Origin of the sequence: Pseudomonas sp. I8001, assembly GCF_013385345.1 — a bacterium.
Taxonomy (GTDB): Bacteria; Pseudomonadota; Gammaproteobacteria; order Pseudomonadales; family Pseudomonadaceae; genus Aquipseudomonas.
The window spans coordinates 116,970-133,869 of sequence record NZ_JACAQC010000010.1 but is presented as its reverse complement, the minus strand read 5'-3'; the positions used below and the strand labels follow the sequence as shown (position 1 = coordinate 133,869).

Sequence of the window (16,900 nt, the reverse complement as noted above, 5' to 3'; positions counted from 1 at the left end):
GCCCCATCGCCATGCTCAATGTGGGAGCGGGTTTGCTCGCGAATGCGGTGTGTCAGTCAACACACTCGTTAGCTGATCCACCGCTTTCGCGAGCAAGTCGAATCGTCGCACCGCCGCTCCCACATTTGGATCACCGAAACGCTTCACCCTGTGCAGCTTTCTCCAACAGCAGCGCCGGCGGCGTGAAGCGCTCACCATATTGCTCGGCCAGGTAGCGGGCGCGGGCGACGAAATCGTTCAGGCCGTACTGGTTGATGAATTGCAGCGCCCCGCCGCTCCAGGCGGCAAAGCCGATACCGAAGATCGAGCCAACGTTGGCATCTGCCGTCGACATCAACACGCCCTCCTCCACACAGCGCACGGTTTCGATGGCCTGGATGAACAGCAAGCGGTCGCGCACGTCTTGCGGCGAGATCTGTTGGCCGGGCTTTTCGAAGCGGCTTTTCAGCTCCGGCCACAGGTGTTTCTGCCCGCCCGCCGGGTACTCGTAGAAACCGCCACCCGCCGCCTTGCCCGGGCGCTTGTATTCAATGAGCAACAGGTCGATCACGGCAAACGCCGGGTGCTGCGGTAACTGCTTGCCCTCGGCCTGTAGGTCCTTGGCCGTCTGTTGACGGATATGGCTCATCAGGCTGAGGGAAACTTCGTCAGAGACCGCCAGCGGCCCCACCGGCATCCCGGCCTTGCGCGCCTCGGTCTCGATCATCGGTGCGGCCACGCCTTCGCCGAGCATGGCGATACCTTCATTGGTGAAGGTGCCGAACACCCTTGAAGTGAAGAAGCCGCGGCTGTCGTTGACCACGATCGGGGTTTTCTTGATTTGCAGTACGAAGTCGAACCCCCGCGCCAGGGTTTCGTCGCTGGTGCGGGCGCCCTTGATGATTTCCACCAGGGGCATTTTGTCCACCGGGCTGAAGAAATGCAGGCCGATAAACTTGCCCTGGTCTGGAACGGCGGTGGCTAACCCGCTGATGGGCAAGGTGGAGGTGTTGGAGGCGATCACCGCTTCGGCACCCACCACGTTTTGCGCGGCCGCCAAGACCTTGGCCTTGAGTTCCCGATCCTCGAAGACGGCTTCGATGATCAGGTCGCAGCCGGCAAGATCAGCATCGGATTCGGTAGGAACAATCCGCGCGAGGATGGTTTCCCGCTGTTCGGCGGTCAATTGCCCACGCCCGACCTTCTTGTCCAGCAACGTGGCCGAGTGGGCCTTGCCCTTCTCTGCCGCCGCCTGGCTGACGTCCTTAAGCACCACCTCAATGCCCGCCGAAGCGCTGACGTAGGCAATGCCCGCGCCCATCATCCCGGCGCCGAGCACGCCGACCTTGCGTGTCACATACGGCGCAAAGCCCTTGGGCCGCGAACTGCCGGCATTGATTTCATTGAGCTGGAACCAGAAGGTGCCAATCATGTTTTTCGCCACTTGCCCGGTGACCAGCTCGGTGAAGTAGCGGGTCTCGATCAAGTGCGCCGTGTCGAAATCCACCTGGGCACCTTCCACGGCGGCGCAGAGGATTTTCTCCGGGGCCGGGAAGCAGCCGTTGGTTTTGGCGCGCAGGATCGATGGCGCAATGGCAAGCATTTGCGCGACTTTCGGGTTGGACGGCGTACCACCCGGGATCTGATAGCCCTTGATGTCCCAGCGCTGTTTCGCCTCGGGGTTGGCCAGAATCCACGCCCGGGACTTGGCCAGCAACTCGTCACGGTCTGCCGCCAGCTCATCAATCAACCCGGCTTGCAGCGCCTGCTGCGGCGTAATCTTTTTGCCTTCCAGCAAGTAGGGCAAGGCTTTTTCCAGGCCCAGCATCCGCACCATGCGCACCACACCGCCGCCACCCGGCAAAAGCCCGAGGGTGACTTCCGGCAGGCCAATCTGTACCGACTTGTGGTCCAGCGCCACACGGTGCTGGCACGCCAGGCAGATCTCCCAGCCACCGCCCAGCGCTGCGCCGTTGATCGCGGCCACTACCGGTTTGCCGAGGGTTTCCAGGGTGCGCAGTTGCGCCTTCAGCACCAGCACGCTGTCGTAGAAATCCTTGGCGTGGGGCTTGTCGACCTTGATCAGTTCATTAAGGTCGCCGCCGGCAAAGAAGGTCTTCTTCGCCGAGGTGATGATCACGCCCGCAATCGAATCCTTCTCGGCGTCCAGGCGGGCGACGGTGGCGGCCATGGCCTCGCGGTACAGCCCGTTCATGGTGTTGGCGCTCTGGCCGGGCATGTCGATGGTCAGCACCACAATCTGGTCCTGGCCCTTTTCGTAACGAATGGCATCGGTCATGACTGATTCCTTAGGCTCAGAGGCGTTCGATGATAGTGGCGATACCCATGCCGCCGCCGACACACAGGGTGGCCAGGCCATAACGCTGCTGGCGTACCTCCAGCTCATCAAGCAAGGTGCCGAGAATCGCGCAGCCCGTGGCGCCCAGCGGGTGGCCCATGGCGATGGAGCCACCGTTGACGTTGACCCGGGCGGCGTCGATGCCCATGTCCTTGATGAACTTGAGCACCACCGACGCAAACGCTTCGTTGACCTCGAACAGGTCGATGTCTTCAACCCGCAAACCCGCCTTGGCCAGTGCCTTGCGGGTTGCCGGTGCCGGGCCGGTCAACATGATGGTGGGGTCGGTACTGGTGACAGCGGTGGCGACGATCCGCGCCCGGGGTTGCAGGCCGAGTTCGCGACCTTTGGCTTCAGAACCGATCAGCATCAGCGCCGCGCCATCGACGATCCCGGAACTGTTGCCCGGTGTGTGCACGTGGTTGATGCGCTCGACGTGGCTATAGACTCGCAACGCCGTGGCGTCGAAGCCCATCTGGCCCATCATTTCGAAGCTGGGCTTGAGTTTGCCCAGGCCTTCGAGGGTGGAGTCGGCACGGATGAATTCGTCCTGATCCAGCAGCACAATGCCATTTTGGTCCTGCACGGCGATCAGCGACTTGTTGAAGGAACCGTCTGATCTGGCCCGCGCCGCTTTCTGCTGTGAGTGCAGGGCAAAGGCGTCGACGTCCTGGCGGGTGAAGCCTTCCAGGGTGGCGATCAGGTCGGCACCGATGCCTTGCGGGGTGAAGTGGCTGTGCATATTGGTTTGCGGGTCGAGCACCCAGGCGCCGCCGTCACTGCCCATGGGCACTCGGGACATGGACTCGACGCCGCCCACCACCACGAGGTCTTCAAAGCCGGAGCGCACTTTCATCGCGCCGAGGTTCACGGCTTCCAGGCCCGAAGCGCAAAACCGGTTGATCTGCACACCGGCGACGCTGATATCCCAGTCCGCCACCAAGGCGGCGGTCTTGGCGATGTCGGCGCCCTGGTCGCCAATCGGTGTGACACAGCCCAGGACGATGTCATCCACTTGCCGGGTGTCGAGGTCGGTGCGCTGTTGCAGTGCCGTCAGCAAACCGGCCACCAGGTTCACCGGCTTGACGCTGTGCAGGGCGCCATCCGCCTTGCCTTTGCCCCGGGGCGTGCGTATCGCATCAAAGATCAAAGCTTGGGTCATGACGTCCTCGAATCACTATGCAACGAATCGTGTCCTTACCTTAGGCGCCAGGGCGCCGGATTCAATGACCGAACCGCTCATTGACCTTGACGCTCACGCTCAGACGAACGGTAGGAGGCTACGGGAATCGGCTGATTAATCGTTTTAGCTGTCTAGCCGTAGGGCTGGCGTCTGGCTGGCAATTGGCCTCATGCCTTTTTAATAAGTTTTCTTCAGGTGATGAGACGAAATGGATCTAAGCCATGTAGAACGAGGGCTCTAAGGTTGAATCTGTAAGAGAAGTTAAAGGTTGCTGCCGGGTTTTGCTGGAGCACCTGTAGGAACTGTAAGAAAAGAGTCATGTAGCACCGTCATAGTTGAATCGACCGGCACGCATTTGACGCTCAGGAATAACAACAAAAGGCAGTCAGCCATGTTCAAGCATTCGAAAGTACGTCAGGCGGGACTTATTCTGTTCGCCACCACCCTGATTCTGATCTTGCCCAACCTCACCAAGGTCATTGGGTGACCTCTCACACCCCATATTCTGCGCAGACACAGCGCCAGGATCGCAGCCTTTGGCAGCGCCTTTCGGGATATTGCGTATAGCGATCCCGTCAGGGGCTGCCGTTTTGCGCGCCGAGATTTTGTGATTTTGCGGTATCGTGAGTTCCACCGCCTTTTCCGATATGTGGCCCTTCCTTGAAACAGATCATCGTCCTCCTGATCCTGCTGCTGGCCTTGCCGGCGCACGCCGCGAAATTGACCGTCGAGCTGGATCACGCCAGCAAAACCTGGGAAACCATCGAACTGCTCAAGCGTCCGGATGTGCAGACGGTGCAGATCGTTGATGACGTTTCCTACAAGCGCAATATGACCTATCGCGCAGTGCCGTTGGCAGCGCTGTTGCCGGGCATCACGCCGGAAAATCATCTGCAGGCAGTGGCCCTCGACGGCTTTGCCGCGGAACTGACGGCGGCACCGCTGCTATCAAAAAGCGGCGCGCGGGCCTGGCTGGCGGTGGAAGATCCGGCGCATCCGTGGCCGCCACTGGCAGACGGCAAGCCCAGTGCCGGGCCGTTTTATATGGTGTGGACCGATCCACAAGCCGGGCATATCAGCCCTGAGCAGTGGCCGTTTCAGATTTCCGGGATCAAGCAGTTGAAGACGGTGGCGGAGCGCTTCCCGGCGTTGTTGCCGGATCCGAAACTGGCGGCGAATGACCCGGTGAATCAGGGGTTCGCACTGTTCCAGAAGAACTGCCTGGCATGTCATCGCCTGAACGGGGCCGGCGATGCGCAGGTGGGGCCGGACCTGAATATTCCTTACAACCCCACTGAATATTTTGCCGGGGATTTCCTCAAGCGCTACATCCGCGATCCGCAAAGCATGCGGCACTGGCCACAGGCGAAAATGCCCGCGTTTGCCACCAGCGTGCTGCCGGATGCGGACCTGGATCTGCTGGTGGGGTATTTGAAGCATATGGCGGGCAGAAAGCAGCCTTAAGGCTCGGGTAAACCTGTGGCGAGGGAGCTTGCTCCCGCTGGGCTGCGCAGCAGCCCCAATCAGGCAATCGCATTTCTCCAGACAGAACTCGGGGGCATGCCTTGGGGCCGCTTCGCGGCCCAGCGGGAGCAAGCTCCCTCGCCACAAAAAGCTTTCCTGGCACGGAGAGCTTACCTGCTACACAAAGCCCTCTCCCGGGATCCTACTGCTGCTGCACCGAAATCACCGGTGTCGGCGCTACAAATACCTTGGCATGCATCTGCTCATGCCCTCCCCCACGACGCATGCCTCGTACCGGGCAGGCGTCCAGGTAATCCAGGCCCACCGCCAACTTCAAATGCCGCTCCGGCCGCGCCAGTTGATTGGTCACGTCAAAACTGTACCAGGCGTCATCCAGCCACGCTTCAGCCCAGGCATGGCTGGCGAGGTGCTCGCAGTCTTCGCTGTACAAATACCCCGACACATAACGCGCCGGAATCCCCAGGCTGCGGGCACAGGCGAGGAAGGCGTGGGTGTGGTCCTGGCACACCCCGGCACGCCCGGCAAACGCCTTGGACGCACAGGTGTCGACTTCGGTAGAACCCGGCGAATAGGTCATGTACTGGTTCAGCGCGTGCATCAGGTCGATCAATGCGCTGCGGTCGCGGCGTTGATGGCAATGCTTTTCGGCAAAGCTGCGCAGGGCCTCGTCCGGCTCGGTCAACCGGGTGCAGCGCAGGAACGGGAAGGCCGACTGGCTTTCATGTTCGGCCTCGCGCAATTCGTCGATATCCACCTGGCCACGGGCGCCAATGATGATGGCTTCGTGGGGCTCGTCCAGGGTCAACACGTGCAGGATGTTGCCGAACGGGTCCAGTTGCGCCCGTACCGGCCGGGGCAAGTCCAACTGCCAACTGAGGACATGCTGGCGCTCGCTGTCGTGGGGCGTGAGCCGCAGGTACTGGATGCTGGCACGCACCTGGTCTTCGTAGTGGTAGGTGGTTTCGTGGCTGATGGAAAGTCTCATGCCGCCTCCAGGTAGGAACTGTAAATAGCATCGCCCAGCTCGCGCACGAGCGGGATGAAGTCGGTCAGCCAAGCGTGCAGGCCTTCCTCGAGAATTTCGTCGATGGCGGTATAGCGCAGGCGTGCGTCCATTTCCGCTGCCAGGCGTTGGGCCGGGCGACCGTTGATGCCGGGCAGGCTGCCAAGGATCTGGTCGATCTCTTCACTGCAGGCCCGCAGCGACCGCGGCACGTCGGCGCGCAGCAGCAACAGCTCGGCGACTTGTCGGGCGCCGGGGGCATCACGGTAGATTTCGGTGTAGGCCTCGAACGACGACAACGCCCGCAACAACGCACTCCATTGATAGTAGGCATGGGCGGTACCATCGGTGACCGCTTCGGCCTGGTCGCCGGCCATTTCATAGCGGGCGTCGAGCAAGCGCAGGGTGTTGTCGGCGCGCTCGATAAAGGTGCCCAGGCGAATAAAACGAAAGGCGTCGTTACGCATGATGGTGCCGTAGGTGGCACCGCGGAACAGGTGGGAACGTTCCTTGACCCACTCGCAGAACCGGCTCATGCCGTAGCGGCTCAGGCCTTGCTGGGCGATGTCGCGAATCTCCAGCCAGGTGGCGTTGATGTTTTCCCACATGTCGGCGGTGATTCGCCCACGCACGGCATGGGCACTGGCGCGTGCAGCGCCGAGGCAGCTGTAGATGCTGGCCGGGTTCGCCGCATCCAGGGCGAAGAAGTGCAGCAGGCGTTCGGCGTGCAGTTCACCGTGGCGCTCGCGGTAATCGTCGAGGGTGCCGGTGATCAGCAGCGGCATCGCCAGTTCATGCAGGCCATCGCCGCGCCCGTCCTGGGGCATCAGCGACAGCGAATAACTGACATCGAGCATCCGCGCGAGGTTTTCCGCGCGCTCCAGGTAGCGTGACATCCAATACAAATCCGAGGCAGTTCTACTCAACATATTTCAATCCTCGACCACCCAGGTGTCTTTGGTGCCGCCGCCCTGGGACGAGTTGACCACCAGCGAGCCTTCCCGCAGCGCCACACGAGTCAGGCCGCCGGGGACCACACGGGTTTCCTTGCCTTGCAGCACAAACGGGCGCAGGTCGATATGCCGTGGGGCGATGCCGTTTTCGACGAAGGTCGGGCACGTCGACAGGCACAGCGTTGGCTGCGCGATGTAGGCGTGGGGCTTGGCCTTGATGCGTGCACGGAAGGCTTCGATTTCCGCTGCCGAGGCGGCCGGGCCGACCAACATGCCATAGCCACCGGAGCCCTGGGTTTCCTTCACCACCAGTTGCGGAAGGTTGGCCAGTACGTGGGACAGTTCACTGGGATTACGGCACTGGAACGTCGGAACATTCTTCAGGATCGGTTCTTCATCCAGGTAAAAACGGATCATCTCGGTGACGAAGGGGTACACCGACTTGTCATCCGCCACCCCGGTGCCGATGGCATTGGCCAACACCACGTTGCCCGAGCGGTACGCCGCCAGCAGGCCCGGCACGCCGAGCATGGAGTCCGGGTTGAAGGCCAGCGGGTCGAGGAACGCGTCGTCGAGGCGACGGTAGATCACATCCACCGCCTTGGGGCCGTCGGTGGTGCGCATGAACACGCGGTCATCGCGTACAAACAGATCGGCGCCTTCCACCAGTTCCACGCCCATTTCCCGGGCCAGGAATGCATGCTCGAAGAACGCACTGTTGAAACGCCCGGGCGTCAGCACCACCACACTGGGATTATCCAGCGGGCTGGAGCTTTTCAGGGTGTCGAGCAACAGGTTGGGATAGTGGTCGATGGGCGCAATGCGCTGGGCCGCGAACAGTTCGGGGAACAGGCGCATCATCATCTTGCGGTCTTCGAGCATGTAGCTCACGCCGCTGGGGGTACGCAGATTGTCTTCGAGGACGTAGTAAGTGCCGTCGCCATCGCGTACGAGGTCGACACCTGAGATGTGGGAATAGATATCCCGGTGCAGGTCCAGGCCCTGCATCGCCAACTGGTATTGCTCGTTGGCCAGCACTTGCTCGGCGGGGATGATCCCGGCCTTGATAATGCGTTGTTCGTGGTAGAGGTCGGCGAGAAACATGTTCAGCGCCTTGACCCGCTGGATGCAGCCGCGCTCGACGATCCGCCATTCACTGGCCGGGATGCTGCGGGGGATCGTGTCGAAGGGGATCAGGCGCTCGGTACCTTGCTCATCGCCATACAAGGTGAAGGTGATACCGGCCCGGTGAAACAGCAAATCGGCTTCGCGCCGGCGCTGGGCCAGCAGTTCGGCCGGCGTGTCGGCCAACCAGCGGGCGAATTCGCGGTAATGGGGGCGCACCTGCCCTGCCCCGTCGTACATCTCATCATAATAAGTGCGGATCATGCCGTACTCCTTGTCACCCGGACGCCAGAACCATCGCAAGGCCCGTGCCAGCGGCATAAACACTTAAGTATCAATCAGTTGGATATAGACGCAGGTCTCATCGCACCGTCCCGGTGCAGCAAATGCCCGCTGTCATGGGCGGCGCCTCATTGCAATGCAGGCCATGACTATCACCAGCATAGTCAGAGTTGATTTCACTGCCCGGCAAACCCCGCGGATAATCACCTCCATCAGCTGAACAGGACGCGTCCTACAGCTTCATCCATTGCGCATTACCGCTTGTACCGAATCGCTCTCCTCCTTTGCGATCTTCCCTTTGGCCACCCTGCTCGGGTGGCTTTTTTTTGCGCAGGATTTTTCCCGCGCCAGAAACAAAAACGGCCGACCCAAAGGTCAGCCGATACGCTGTGTTATTGCTCATGCCGCTACATGGGTAACCCACGCACCTCCTGTTTCACGCCCCATCCCTCGATGATCCCGCCCAAAGGCTCGACCACCGCCTCAAAGTCCTGCTCGAAGTCTCCTATGCCGTCGTAGGTGGCGAACATGATTTTGCTCAATTCCAGGTACCAGGCGCCGTCATCCCGCGCGCTGACCTGGGCATTCAGGGATTCCCCACGAAACCGACCCGCAGCCCGCCGCGCACGTTCCTCATCCGGGAAAATGGCGTAGAACTCGATGGGGTGGAAACGCGAGAAGTCAAAGCCGCCCTCTTTCATGCGGCGCAACACGTTGGTGCTGATGTCTTCTTGATAGGCTGTGCTCATGAAACGTCCTCCTCAAACCGATGGATAGACTTTCCGTGCTTCCCAAGGCCCGCGCTGCAAGGGCGCGGGTGTTACGGCAGTGACGTCGCCGCTGGGAGACAAGCATGTAGCTGACAAGACCAGACCTTAGCGATTCATTCGCTGATCTCCATTGCAGAGTAGCGCGAAGCTATCACCTCCACCAGAGTCTGTTTAAAGGCGTACAGGGAATGTTCAGGCGGCGGGTTCGACGTTGAGGTCTTTGATGCTGTTTTGATCTTTCAGAATCTTGACCGTGGGTTCGGCGATACGCCCCTCCAGATCGTTGAGATCCAGTTCCTCCAGCACCGGTGATACGCGGGCGCGAACCAGGCGCGCAGCTTCTTCAAGCGTGGGTTTTTGCTCGCACTCGAATTGCTCGACTACCGACTCACCATGATCATTGGTGAAGGAAACGTTCCACTTTGGCATCAGAGCCTCCTCGATAAAACCCATGGGTGGGCTTACATCTATCTGGACCTTGAGGGCCTGGAAATCGTTCCACTCAAGGCAGGAGGCACCTGATCAACTGCAGTTATTTTTCAGCGTGTTCTTTCAGGGCTTTCAAGGTGTTGAACGGTGCGTCCACCACAAACTTGTTGGCCAACCACGACGGCACGCTGCCACCTGGCTCGGTGTGCACCTGGTAGGTCACTTCGGTCAGGTTGTCGCCTTTAGGCACCAGCTTCCAGTAACCATCGACCTGGGCTACGCGCACATAGCCTTTGACTTCTGGCTGGTAGGTCGGCACTTCCAACAGCTTGCGGGTGACGGTGCCGTCGGCAGCCTTGGTGGTGGTGATTTCCAGGATCGAGTCACGATCGGTCACCGGGAACGGTGCCTTGAACTGGGTGTAGGTCCAGCTCTTGTCGCCTTCCTGCTTGAGCAGTTTCTGCGATTTGCATTCGTGGATCCAGGAACAGGCCCCCGCCACGTCTTCCTGCAGCGCCTGGATCTTGGCCAGCGGCGCCTTGATGGTCGTCACACCGCGATAAGCCTTGTACTTGGAGCCGGCAATTTCACTCAAGGACACTTTGATGCCGTCTTCATCCTTGGCCGTCTGCCAGTCTTCAGCATGCGCTGCGGCAGCGAACAACGCGGTAAAACCGCACAACACAGCAATTCGTTTCAGTGAACCCATGGTCTTATTCCTTATTGTTGAAGTTCAGTACTTTGAACAGCCCACTAAGCCGCCGTCATCTGTTCCCACCAGCCGATCAACCTGATCGCTTCTGCCTGGCTACTGCCGCAGACCTCGATATCCGCCTGGAACGAACTACACACTGCCGGCCGCTCAGGCTGGCCAAACAACTGGCACAGTTGTTCGACCGAAAGATGCAGGCAGCGTTCGCCCGCCGGTTTGCCGGCAGGCATTCCCGGCAACGGAGAACTGATGGATGGGGCAATGCAGCAAGCGCCACAGCCTTCACGGCATTTCATGACGAACAGATCCTCGACAACTCAAGTGTTGATGGCCACGTAAGACTACGCCCTTAAACAGACGTTTTAAATTGGCTTAACAGGGGTTTTTCACCGAAAACAAAAGTGACTGACCAGTCTGCGACAGAAGGTCAGGGGTGCGCGTCACGTTTACTCGTCGGGTTTTATTGCTTGAACTGGAAATCCAGCGCTGCGCCTTCTACTTCGCGGCGTTCTTCGTTGCGCAGTTGCAGCTGCATTTCATTGCTGAGCAGGCGCCCGTTGATCTGGAAGGCACTGTTGTCAGTGGGCTTTTCGGCAAACATCGGCGGCAGCAGCGGCACGTTCTTCGGCTGCGGCATGGTGCCGAGGGGTTGCAGGTGGCGAACCATGTTCGACGGCAGGCTCAAATCCAGCTCTGCAGGCGGCAGCGGCGTCTTGGCGACTTCGTGGGCCGACTTTGACTTGCTGGCGATAGGCGCACGTTTTTTCACCGGCGTTGCTTTCTTTGCGGGGGCTTTCTTCGCGGCCGGTGCCTTCTTGGCCGCAGCGGCTTTTTTCGCCGGCACCGTTTGCTGGGAGCTGGCAGCAGGTGCCGCTTCACCGGCGGGAGCCGCCAGGACAGCGCCAGCGTTACACAGGCTTAACACGCAGATCAGCAGGGCAGCAGGAAAGGTATAAGTCATATCGCCAGCAGCATTAACGGCAGAAGGCCATATGCTCGCTTGTTGAGGACGGTATGACAAGCATGGTAATTAGCCAGCTACCCGTCGTGTCCCCTTTCCATGCCTCAAAAACCCGCCGCAGTCTCCTGGCATAACTGGCTTGCCAGCATCCCGAGGGTCATTAAGGCGCGCTCCGCCTCGCGGTTCCACGGCGTGCCGCAGTTCAGGCGAATACAGTGGTTGAACTGTTCCGTATTACTGAAGATCAGCCCCGGTGCAATGCTGATGCCCTGCTGCAAGGCGCGCACGTGCAGTTCCTGGGTATTGACCCGTCCAGGCAAACTGACCCACAGGATAAAACCGCCGGTCGGGCGGGTCATCTGGGTGCCTTCGGGAAAATACTGCTGCACGGCCAGCTGGAACGCGCTGAGGTTCTTGCGGTACTCCTGGCGGATATAGCGCAGGTGGCGGTCGTAACCGCCATTCTCCAGGTACGCCGCCGTGCCCATCTGGGTCACGCTGCAGGCCGAATGGGTGCTGAACATTTGCAGGCGCTGGATTTCCTGCTGGTACTTGCCGGCAATCATCCAGCCAATGCGAATGCCCGGTGACAGGGTCTTCGAGAAACTCGAGCAATAGATGACCCGGTCCAGACGGTCGTAGGCTTTCAGGGCCTTGGTGCGGCCCAGTTCGAACATCAGTTCGCCATAGATATCGTCCTCGACCACCTGGATATCGAAATCCGAGGCCAGGCGCAGCAACTGTTTCTGCCGCTCTTCGGGCATGGTGCCGCCCAGGGGATTGCTCAGGCGCGTGGTCAGCACCAGGGCCTTGATCGACCATTGGTTGGCTGCCAGTTGCAGGGCTTCCAGGCTCATGCCGGTGGCCGGGTCGCTGGGGATTTCGATGACCTTCAGGCCCAGCAGATCGGCCAGTTGCAGCAAGCCGTAATAGGTCGGCGATTCGGCGGCGATCAGGTCGCCGGGGCGGGTCAGCACCCGCAGCGACATCTGCAATGCATCGACACACCCATGGGTGATCACCACTTCGGAGGGGTCGACCACCACCCCGGCATCGCGCATACGGATCGCCACCTGTCGCCGCAGCGGCTCGAAACCCGGGCTGAACATGTAGCTGAACGCCCGCGGGCTTTGGAAACGCGTGACCTTGGCCAGTTGCTGATGCAGCGCGCGCACAGGCAGGTAGTCGACACTCGGCACGGCGGCGCCGAGCGGGAACACGCCTTCGCGACGGGATTCCACCAACACCTGTTGAATGATGCTGCTGCGGGTGACCAACCCTGGACGCTCGACCCGGGCGATGTCCGGCGTGGGCGCAGTGAGCGCCGGCGTCTGGTGCACGTAATACCCGGACTGCGGCCGCGCGCGAATCAAACCCTGGTCTTCCAGGTTCGCGTAGGCCTGCAACACGGTGGCGTGGCTGACGTTGAGCTGGGAGCTCATTTTGCGTACCGAAGGCACGCGCTCGCCCGGTTGATAGACACCGCGGCGGATATCCTCAGCCAGCTGCTGGGCGATACGTTGGTAGAGCAACAGATTGGTCATGACGCAGCACTCGATTTCACGGGTATTTTATTTTTGTGTGAAACATACCGGCACAGTTTAGAAGTGTACGGGGACAGTTGCCACAATAGTCGAGCGCGGGCGGCAGTGATAGAAAAAACTGTAAGGGTTGCGAACTGAATCGCGGGCATAAAAAACCCGATCATTGATCGGGCTTATGTGGGAGCTGTCGAGCTTCAGCGAGGCTGCGATGCAGGCACTGCGGTCTCGCAGGTCCACCGAGGCGATCCTGTCGCAGCCTCGCTGGGGCTCGACAGCTCCCACAGGAATCACCTTTCACCTTGAGAATCAGGTTTAGCGAGCAGCGCCCAGCTGGCCTTTCTCGTCGGAGAACACAATTTCTACCCGACGGTTCTGCGCCCTGCCCCGCTCAGACGCGTTGGCTTCGACCGGATACTGATCGCCGTAGCCTTCGACCTGAATGCGTTTTTCGTCGATCCCCAGGTCGCTCAGTACATCCGCAACCGCTTGAGCGCGGTCCCGGGACAGTTTGATATTTTCCTGTTCGCCGCCGGTATTGTCGGTGTAACCCTCGATACGCACCACGCGCTTGGGGTTCAGTTGCAGGAACTGCACCACTTTGAGCACGGTGCGGTTGGCCGAGTTTTGCAGCTCTGCATCACCCGTATCGAACAGCACGTCACCCAGGGTCATCACCAGCCCGCGATCAGGCTGGACGGTGGTCAGGCTGGATATCTGCGCCTCAATCCATTTGCCCTGTTGCTGAACGCTGGAGAGCTTGGCTTCACGCAGGGCCAGTTGCAGGCGCTGGCGTTCCAGCTCCAGCTTGACCCCACGCTCCTGATTGAGTGCCTGCTCGGTGTGTTCCCGGGCAATCGCGCTGTAGCGCTGGCTCAGGTAGGCGTAATGCGCCACATCGGCGCCGCTGCCCCAGAAGCTGGAGAAACGGTCGGCACGGGCCAGGGACTCACCGGCGCGAATCACGTCCTTGGGTGCGATACGCAGCACATTCGAATCTTCCTTGACCTTCTGGAAGTCAGTGCTGGCCTGTTGCAAGGCGAGGTTACTGTCGGGATGGGTCGCACAACCACCCAGCGCACTGCCCAGCAACACCACACAGCTCAACCCACGCATCAACGGGCTCATTGGGCGTCTCCCAACTGCAACTGCTTGCGCAGGCGGGTGATACGGGTGTTGAGCACGTTCAGTTGCTCCTGGCTTTTGCGGGTCAGCACCCGCGCTTCCGCCAGGCGGGCGTCCAGCTCGGCTTCTTCAGCCTGCATGCGGGCGTCCTTGTAGGATTCATCGGCCATGTCGGCACGGGCCTGGGTGAACTTGTCTTCCGCCAGCTTCAGCTCGGGCGAATCGCTGGCAACGGCGCCCACGGCGTTGGCTTGTTCCAGGGCTTGCTGGGTCAGGCGCATTTGTTCATTCGGCGCAGGATCGGCTGCACATCCCGCCAGAGCTACAACGGCGAGGGCCGCGAAAAGAGGTCGAATAGTCACTGAAAATCCCTACTTTGTTGGGGTGCCGACGGGTTGCTGCAACTGCGCTTTCCAGCGCTCAAGATTGCTCTGCAGCGCGGTTTCCGCCAGACCGGACGCGGGCAATTCTGTCATCTTTTTGGCGAGCTGTCCGCGCAACCACGGATCGTTGCAGGCGGAGTTGTGGGAAATAGCCAGGTACAGGCCCGGCTGGTCGATGGGGATTTCCCGCGCCACCAGGTCGTTGCTCATGCCCAACGTCTGGGCCATGGCCATGCCGGAATAACGTCCGGCGAGCACGTAGTCCACTTCTCCCAATAGCAGTTTCTGGAACGCCGGGGTCAGGCTGGGCAGGCGCTGCAGGGTCAGTTGCTCACCGGCGAAGGTTTCAAAGTCGCGGCTCAGGCGCGCCCTTTCCGACACCGCGCCCTTGTGGCCCTGCAGGTCGCTGGCCTGGCTGTAGGCCAGGGAGGAATCCTTGCGGGTCCAGACCAGGTAATCGGTTTGCACCAATGCCGGGTGGATGTAGTCGAGGGAGTCCAGGGCGTCGAGGGTCAATGGCGCGTCGGCGAGGATGTCCATGCGCCCGCTGCGCACTTCTTCCAGCGCCAGGGAACGTTTGCCGCCGTAAAGCAGGTCGATTTTCACCCCGAGGTCCTTGGCCACTTGCTGCAGCATGTCGGCGGTGGCGCCGATCAAGTGCGTGGGGTCCTGGGGATCACGCCACAGATAAGGCGGGGCGTCCGGGCTGCCGGTGATCACCAGGCGATCACATTTGCCCGCCGCCAGCGACACCGTCGGCAGCAGTGACAGGGCCAGCAGTACAGTCCAGGGACGCAATTCCATGGCAGGGTTCTCCAGTTGAAAAATTACCGGGCAAAAAAAAGCCCGGTCAAAAGACCGGGCTCTTTATAAGTGAAGCGGCTGGATTAGACCAGCTTCTCCAACTCGGGTACGGCTTCGAACAAGTCCGCCACCAGGCCGTAATCAGCCACCTGGAAGATCGGTGCTTCTTCGTCCTTGTTGATCGCAACGATCACCTTGGAGTCTTTCATACCGGCCAAATGCTGGATCGCGCCGGAGATACCGACGGCGATGTACAGCTGTGGCGCAACGATCTTGCCGGTCTGGCCGACCTGCATGTCGTTCGGTACAAAACCTGCGTCGACGGCAGCGCGGGAAGCGCCGACCGCAGCGCCCAGCTTGTCGGCCAGGGCGTACAGGTGCTTGAAGTTGTCGCCGTTCTGCATGCCGCGGCCGCCGGAAACGACGATCTTGGCAGCGGTCAGTTCTGGACGATCGGACTTGGCCAGCTCTTCGCCAACGAAGCTGGAAGTGCCAGCGTCGTGGGCAGCAGCCACAGCTTCAACCGCAGCCGAACCACCTTCAGCAGCCACCGGGTCGAAACCGGTGGCACGCACGGTGATGACTTTTACCGACGCAGTGGACTGCACGGTCGCGATGGCGTTACCGGCATAGATCGGACGCTTGAAGGTGTCGGCGCTTTCTACCGAAACGATCTCGGAGATCTGGTCAACGTCCAGTTGCGCAGCAACGCGCGGCAAGATGTTTTTGCCGTTGGAGGTGGCGGCAGCCAGGATATGGCTGTAGCCAGCGCCCAGCTCTGCTACCAGCGGCGCAACGTTTTCCGGCAATTGGTGAGCGTAGGCTGCGTTATCGGCAACCAGTACTTTGCTCACGCCAGCGATTTTGGCAGCGGCCTCAGCCACGGCACCAACGTTTTGGCCAGCGACCAGGACGTGGATATCACCACCGATTTTGGCGGCGGCGGCGACAGTGTTCAGGGTGGCCGGAGCCACGACCTTGTTGTCGTGTTCTGCGATTACCAAGATAGTCATGGTTAGATTACCTTCGCTTCGTTTTTCAGTTTCTCGACCAGTTCAGCCACCGACTTGACCTTGATGCCCGCGCTGCGTGCAGCCGGCGCTTCGACTTTGACGGTCTTGTTGGTGGAGGCGGTGGAAACGCCCAAAGCATCCGGAGTCAGCACTTCGAGAGGCTTCTTCTTGGCTTTCATGATGTTTGGCAGGGACGCGTAGCGCGGCTCGTTCAAACGCAGGTCGGTGGTGACGATGGCCGGCAGTTTCAGGGAAACTGTCTGCGCGCCGCCGTCGATTTCGCGGGTCACGGCAACCTTGTCGCCGCTCACTTCGACTTTCGAGGCGAAGGTGCCCTGGCCGTAACCGGTCAGTGCAGCCAGCATCTGGCCAGTCTGGTTGTTGTCGCTGTCGATGGCTTGTTTGCCGAGGATCACCAGCGATGGCTGTTCCTTGTCGACAACGGCTTTCAACAACTTGGCAACGGCCAGGGAAGTCAGCTCTTCAGCGGATTCGACGAGGATGGCGCGATCGGCACCCAGCGCCAGGGCGGTACGCAGCTGCTCTTGAGCAGTGGTCGGACCGATGGAAACGACGACGATTTCAGTCGCAACGCCTTTCTCTTTCAGGCGTACGGCTTCTTCCACGGCGATTTCGCAGAAAGGGTTCATCGACATCTTGACGTTAGCGAGGTCGACGCCGGAATTGTCCGCCTTGACGCGAACTTTCACGTTGTAATCGACAACGCGTTTGACAGCTACAAGAACCTTCATGGATTCCTCGTTACTCTCCGGTGAAAAGAAAGTCGCCTAGG

At 60.4% G+C, this 16,900-nt stretch carries 17 protein-coding genes; 1 reads left to right on the top strand and 16 read right to left on the bottom strand.

The features are described from left to right. Positions 1–130: 130 nt before the first annotated feature. The gene (locus tag HX839_RS10165; protein WP_177067011.1) at positions 131–2,278 is read right to left on the bottom strand and encodes a 3-hydroxyacyl-CoA dehydrogenase NAD-binding domain-containing protein; all 2,148 of its coding nucleotides are present in this window, start codon (positions 2,276–2,278) and stop codon (positions 131–133) included. A 16-nt stretch (positions 2,279–2,294) separates the two neighbouring features. Next, on the bottom strand, positions 2,295–3,500 hold the full coding sequence (locus HX839_RS10160; protein ID WP_008434901.1) for an acetyl-CoA C-acetyltransferase: 1,206 nt from the start codon (positions 3,498–3,500) through the stop codon (positions 2,295–2,297). A gap of 681 nt (positions 3,501–4,181) precedes the next feature. Between HX839_RS10160 and HX839_RS10155 the strand changes: the two genes are divergently transcribed. After that, entirely contained in the window at positions 4,182–4,985 is an 804-nt protein-coding gene (locus HX839_RS10155) for a cytochrome c (protein WP_177067010.1), read from the top strand. A 202-nt stretch (positions 4,986–5,187) separates the two neighbouring features. On the opposite strand, the gene HX839_RS10150 is transcribed toward HX839_RS10155, so the two are convergent. From HX839_RS10150 to HX839_RS10085, 14 genes are all read right to left on the bottom strand, one after another. Beyond that, on the bottom strand, positions 5,188–5,991 hold the full coding sequence (locus HX839_RS10150) for a transglutaminase family protein (RefSeq protein WP_177067009.1): 804 nt from the start codon (positions 5,989–5,991) through the stop codon (positions 5,188–5,190). Further along, positions 5,988–6,938 (bottom strand): alpha-E domain-containing protein, encoded by a 951-nt coding sequence (locus HX839_RS10145; RefSeq protein WP_004371204.1) that lies wholly within the window; start codon positions 6,936–6,938, stop codon positions 5,988–5,990. The genes HX839_RS10150 and HX839_RS10145 overlap by 4 nt, the downstream gene beginning before the upstream one ends. Positions 6,939–6,941: 3 nt before the next feature. Then, entirely contained in the window at positions 6,942–8,351 is a 1,410-nt protein-coding gene (locus tag HX839_RS10140) for a circularly permuted type 2 ATP-grasp protein (RefSeq protein ID WP_004371206.1), read from the bottom strand. 425 nt (positions 8,352–8,776) lie between these two features. After that, positions 8,777–9,118, bottom strand: coding sequence for a ribonuclease E inhibitor RraB (locus HX839_RS10135; RefSeq protein ID WP_003193463.1), 342 nt, complete (start codon positions 9,116–9,118; stop codon positions 8,777–8,779). Positions 9,119–9,331: 213 nt separating this feature from the next. Next, positions 9,332–9,592, bottom strand: a complete 261-nt coding sequence (locus tag HX839_RS10130; protein ID WP_008434908.1) for a hypothetical protein — start codon at positions 9,590–9,592, stop codon at positions 9,332–9,334. A 79-nt stretch (positions 9,593–9,671) separates the two neighbouring features. Continuing rightward, positions 9,672–10,277, bottom strand: a complete 606-nt coding sequence (locus HX839_RS10125; protein WP_004371215.1) for an START domain-containing protein — start codon at positions 10,275–10,277, stop codon at positions 9,672–9,674. Between the two features lie 44 nt (positions 10,278–10,321). Continuing rightward, entirely contained in the window at positions 10,322–10,576 is a 255-nt protein-coding gene (locus HX839_RS10120) for a YkgJ family cysteine cluster protein (protein WP_004371217.1), read from the bottom strand. A 164-nt stretch (positions 10,577–10,740) separates the two neighbouring features. After that, entirely contained in the window at positions 10,741–11,241 is a 501-nt protein-coding gene (locus HX839_RS10115) for a translation initiation factor 2 (RefSeq protein WP_177067008.1), read from the bottom strand. Between the two features lie 104 nt (positions 11,242–11,345). Continuing rightward, on the bottom strand, positions 11,346–12,785 hold the full coding sequence (locus HX839_RS10110; RefSeq protein WP_008434911.1) for a PLP-dependent aminotransferase family protein: 1,440 nt from the start codon (positions 12,783–12,785) through the stop codon (positions 11,346–11,348). Positions 12,786–13,097: 312 nt separating this feature from the next. Then, complete coding sequence (locus HX839_RS10105) at positions 13,098–13,910, bottom strand: OmpA family protein (RefSeq protein ID WP_004371220.1); 813 nt, start codon at positions 13,908–13,910, stop codon at positions 13,098–13,100. Then, positions 13,907–14,269, bottom strand: a complete 363-nt coding sequence (locus HX839_RS10100; protein WP_177008402.1) for a DUF4398 domain-containing protein — start codon at positions 14,267–14,269, stop codon at positions 13,907–13,909. The genes HX839_RS10105 and HX839_RS10100 overlap by 4 nt, the downstream gene beginning before the upstream one ends. Before the next feature lie 9 nt (positions 14,270–14,278). Then, positions 14,279–15,094: an ABC transporter substrate-binding protein gene (locus HX839_RS10095; RefSeq protein WP_102369693.1), complete on the bottom strand. Its 816-nt coding sequence runs from the start codon at positions 15,092–15,094 to the stop codon at positions 14,279–14,281. Positions 15,095–15,177: 83 nt separating this feature from the next. Next, positions 15,178–16,107, bottom strand: a complete 930-nt coding sequence (locus HX839_RS10090; protein WP_004371223.1) for an electron transfer flavoprotein subunit alpha/FixB family protein — start codon at positions 16,105–16,107, stop codon at positions 15,178–15,180. Positions 16,108–16,109: 2 nt separating this feature from the next. Next, a complete protein-coding gene (locus HX839_RS10085; RefSeq protein WP_004371224.1) occupies positions 16,110–16,859 on the bottom strand; it encodes an electron transfer flavoprotein subunit beta/FixA family protein in 750 nt (249 codons plus the stop codon). Between the last annotated feature and the right edge of the window lie 41 nt (positions 16,860–16,900).

Coding starts and splice junctions, on each gene's coding strand:
- HX839_RS10165 (WP_177067011.1), bottom strand. CDS start 2,278: ATGACCGATGCCATTCGTTACGAAAAGGGCCAGGACCAGATTGTGGTG.
- HX839_RS10160 (WP_008434901.1), bottom strand. CDS start 3,500: ATGACCCAAGCTTTGATCTTTGATGCGATACGCACGCCCCGGGGCAAA.
- HX839_RS10150 (WP_177067009.1), bottom strand. CDS start 5,991: ATGAGACTTTCCATCAGCCACGAAACCACCTACCACTACGAAGACCAG.
- HX839_RS10145 (WP_004371204.1), bottom strand. CDS start 6,938: ATGTTGAGTAGAACTGCCTCGGATTTGTATTGGATGTCACGCTACCTG.
- HX839_RS10140 (WP_004371206.1), bottom strand. CDS start 8,351: ATGATCCGCACTTATTATGATGAGATGTACGACGGGGCAGGGCAGGTG.
- HX839_RS10135 (WP_003193463.1), bottom strand. CDS start 9,118: ATGAGCACAGCCTATCAAGAAGACATCAGCACCAACGTGTTGCGCCGC.
- HX839_RS10130 (WP_008434908.1), bottom strand. CDS start 9,592: ATGGGTTTTATCGAGGAGGCTCTGATGCCAAAGTGGAACGTTTCCTTC.
- HX839_RS10125 (WP_004371215.1), bottom strand. CDS start 10,277: ATGGGTTCACTGAAACGAATTGCTGTGTTGTGCGGTTTTACCGCGTTG.
- HX839_RS10120 (WP_004371217.1), bottom strand. CDS start 10,576: ATGAAATGCCGTGAAGGCTGTGGCGCTTGCTGCATTGCCCCATCCATC.
- HX839_RS10115 (WP_177067008.1), bottom strand. CDS start 11,241: ATGACTTATACCTTTCCTGCTGCCCTGCTGATCTGCGTGTTAAGCCTG.
- HX839_RS10110 (WP_008434911.1), bottom strand. CDS start 12,785: ATGACCAATCTGTTGCTCTACCAACGTATCGCCCAGCAGCTGGCTGAG.
- HX839_RS10105 (WP_004371220.1), bottom strand. CDS start 13,910: ATGAGCCCGTTGATGCGTGGGTTGAGCTGTGTGGTGTTGCTGGGCAGT.
- HX839_RS10095 (WP_102369693.1), bottom strand. CDS start 15,094: ATGGAATTGCGTCCCTGGACTGTACTGCTGGCCCTGTCACTGCTGCCG.
- HX839_RS10090 (WP_004371223.1), bottom strand. CDS start 16,107: ATGACTATCTTGGTAATCGCAGAACACGACAACAAGGTCGTGGCTCCG.
- HX839_RS10085 (WP_004371224.1), bottom strand. CDS start 16,859: ATGAAGGTTCTTGTAGCTGTCAAACGCGTTGTCGATTACAACGTGAAA.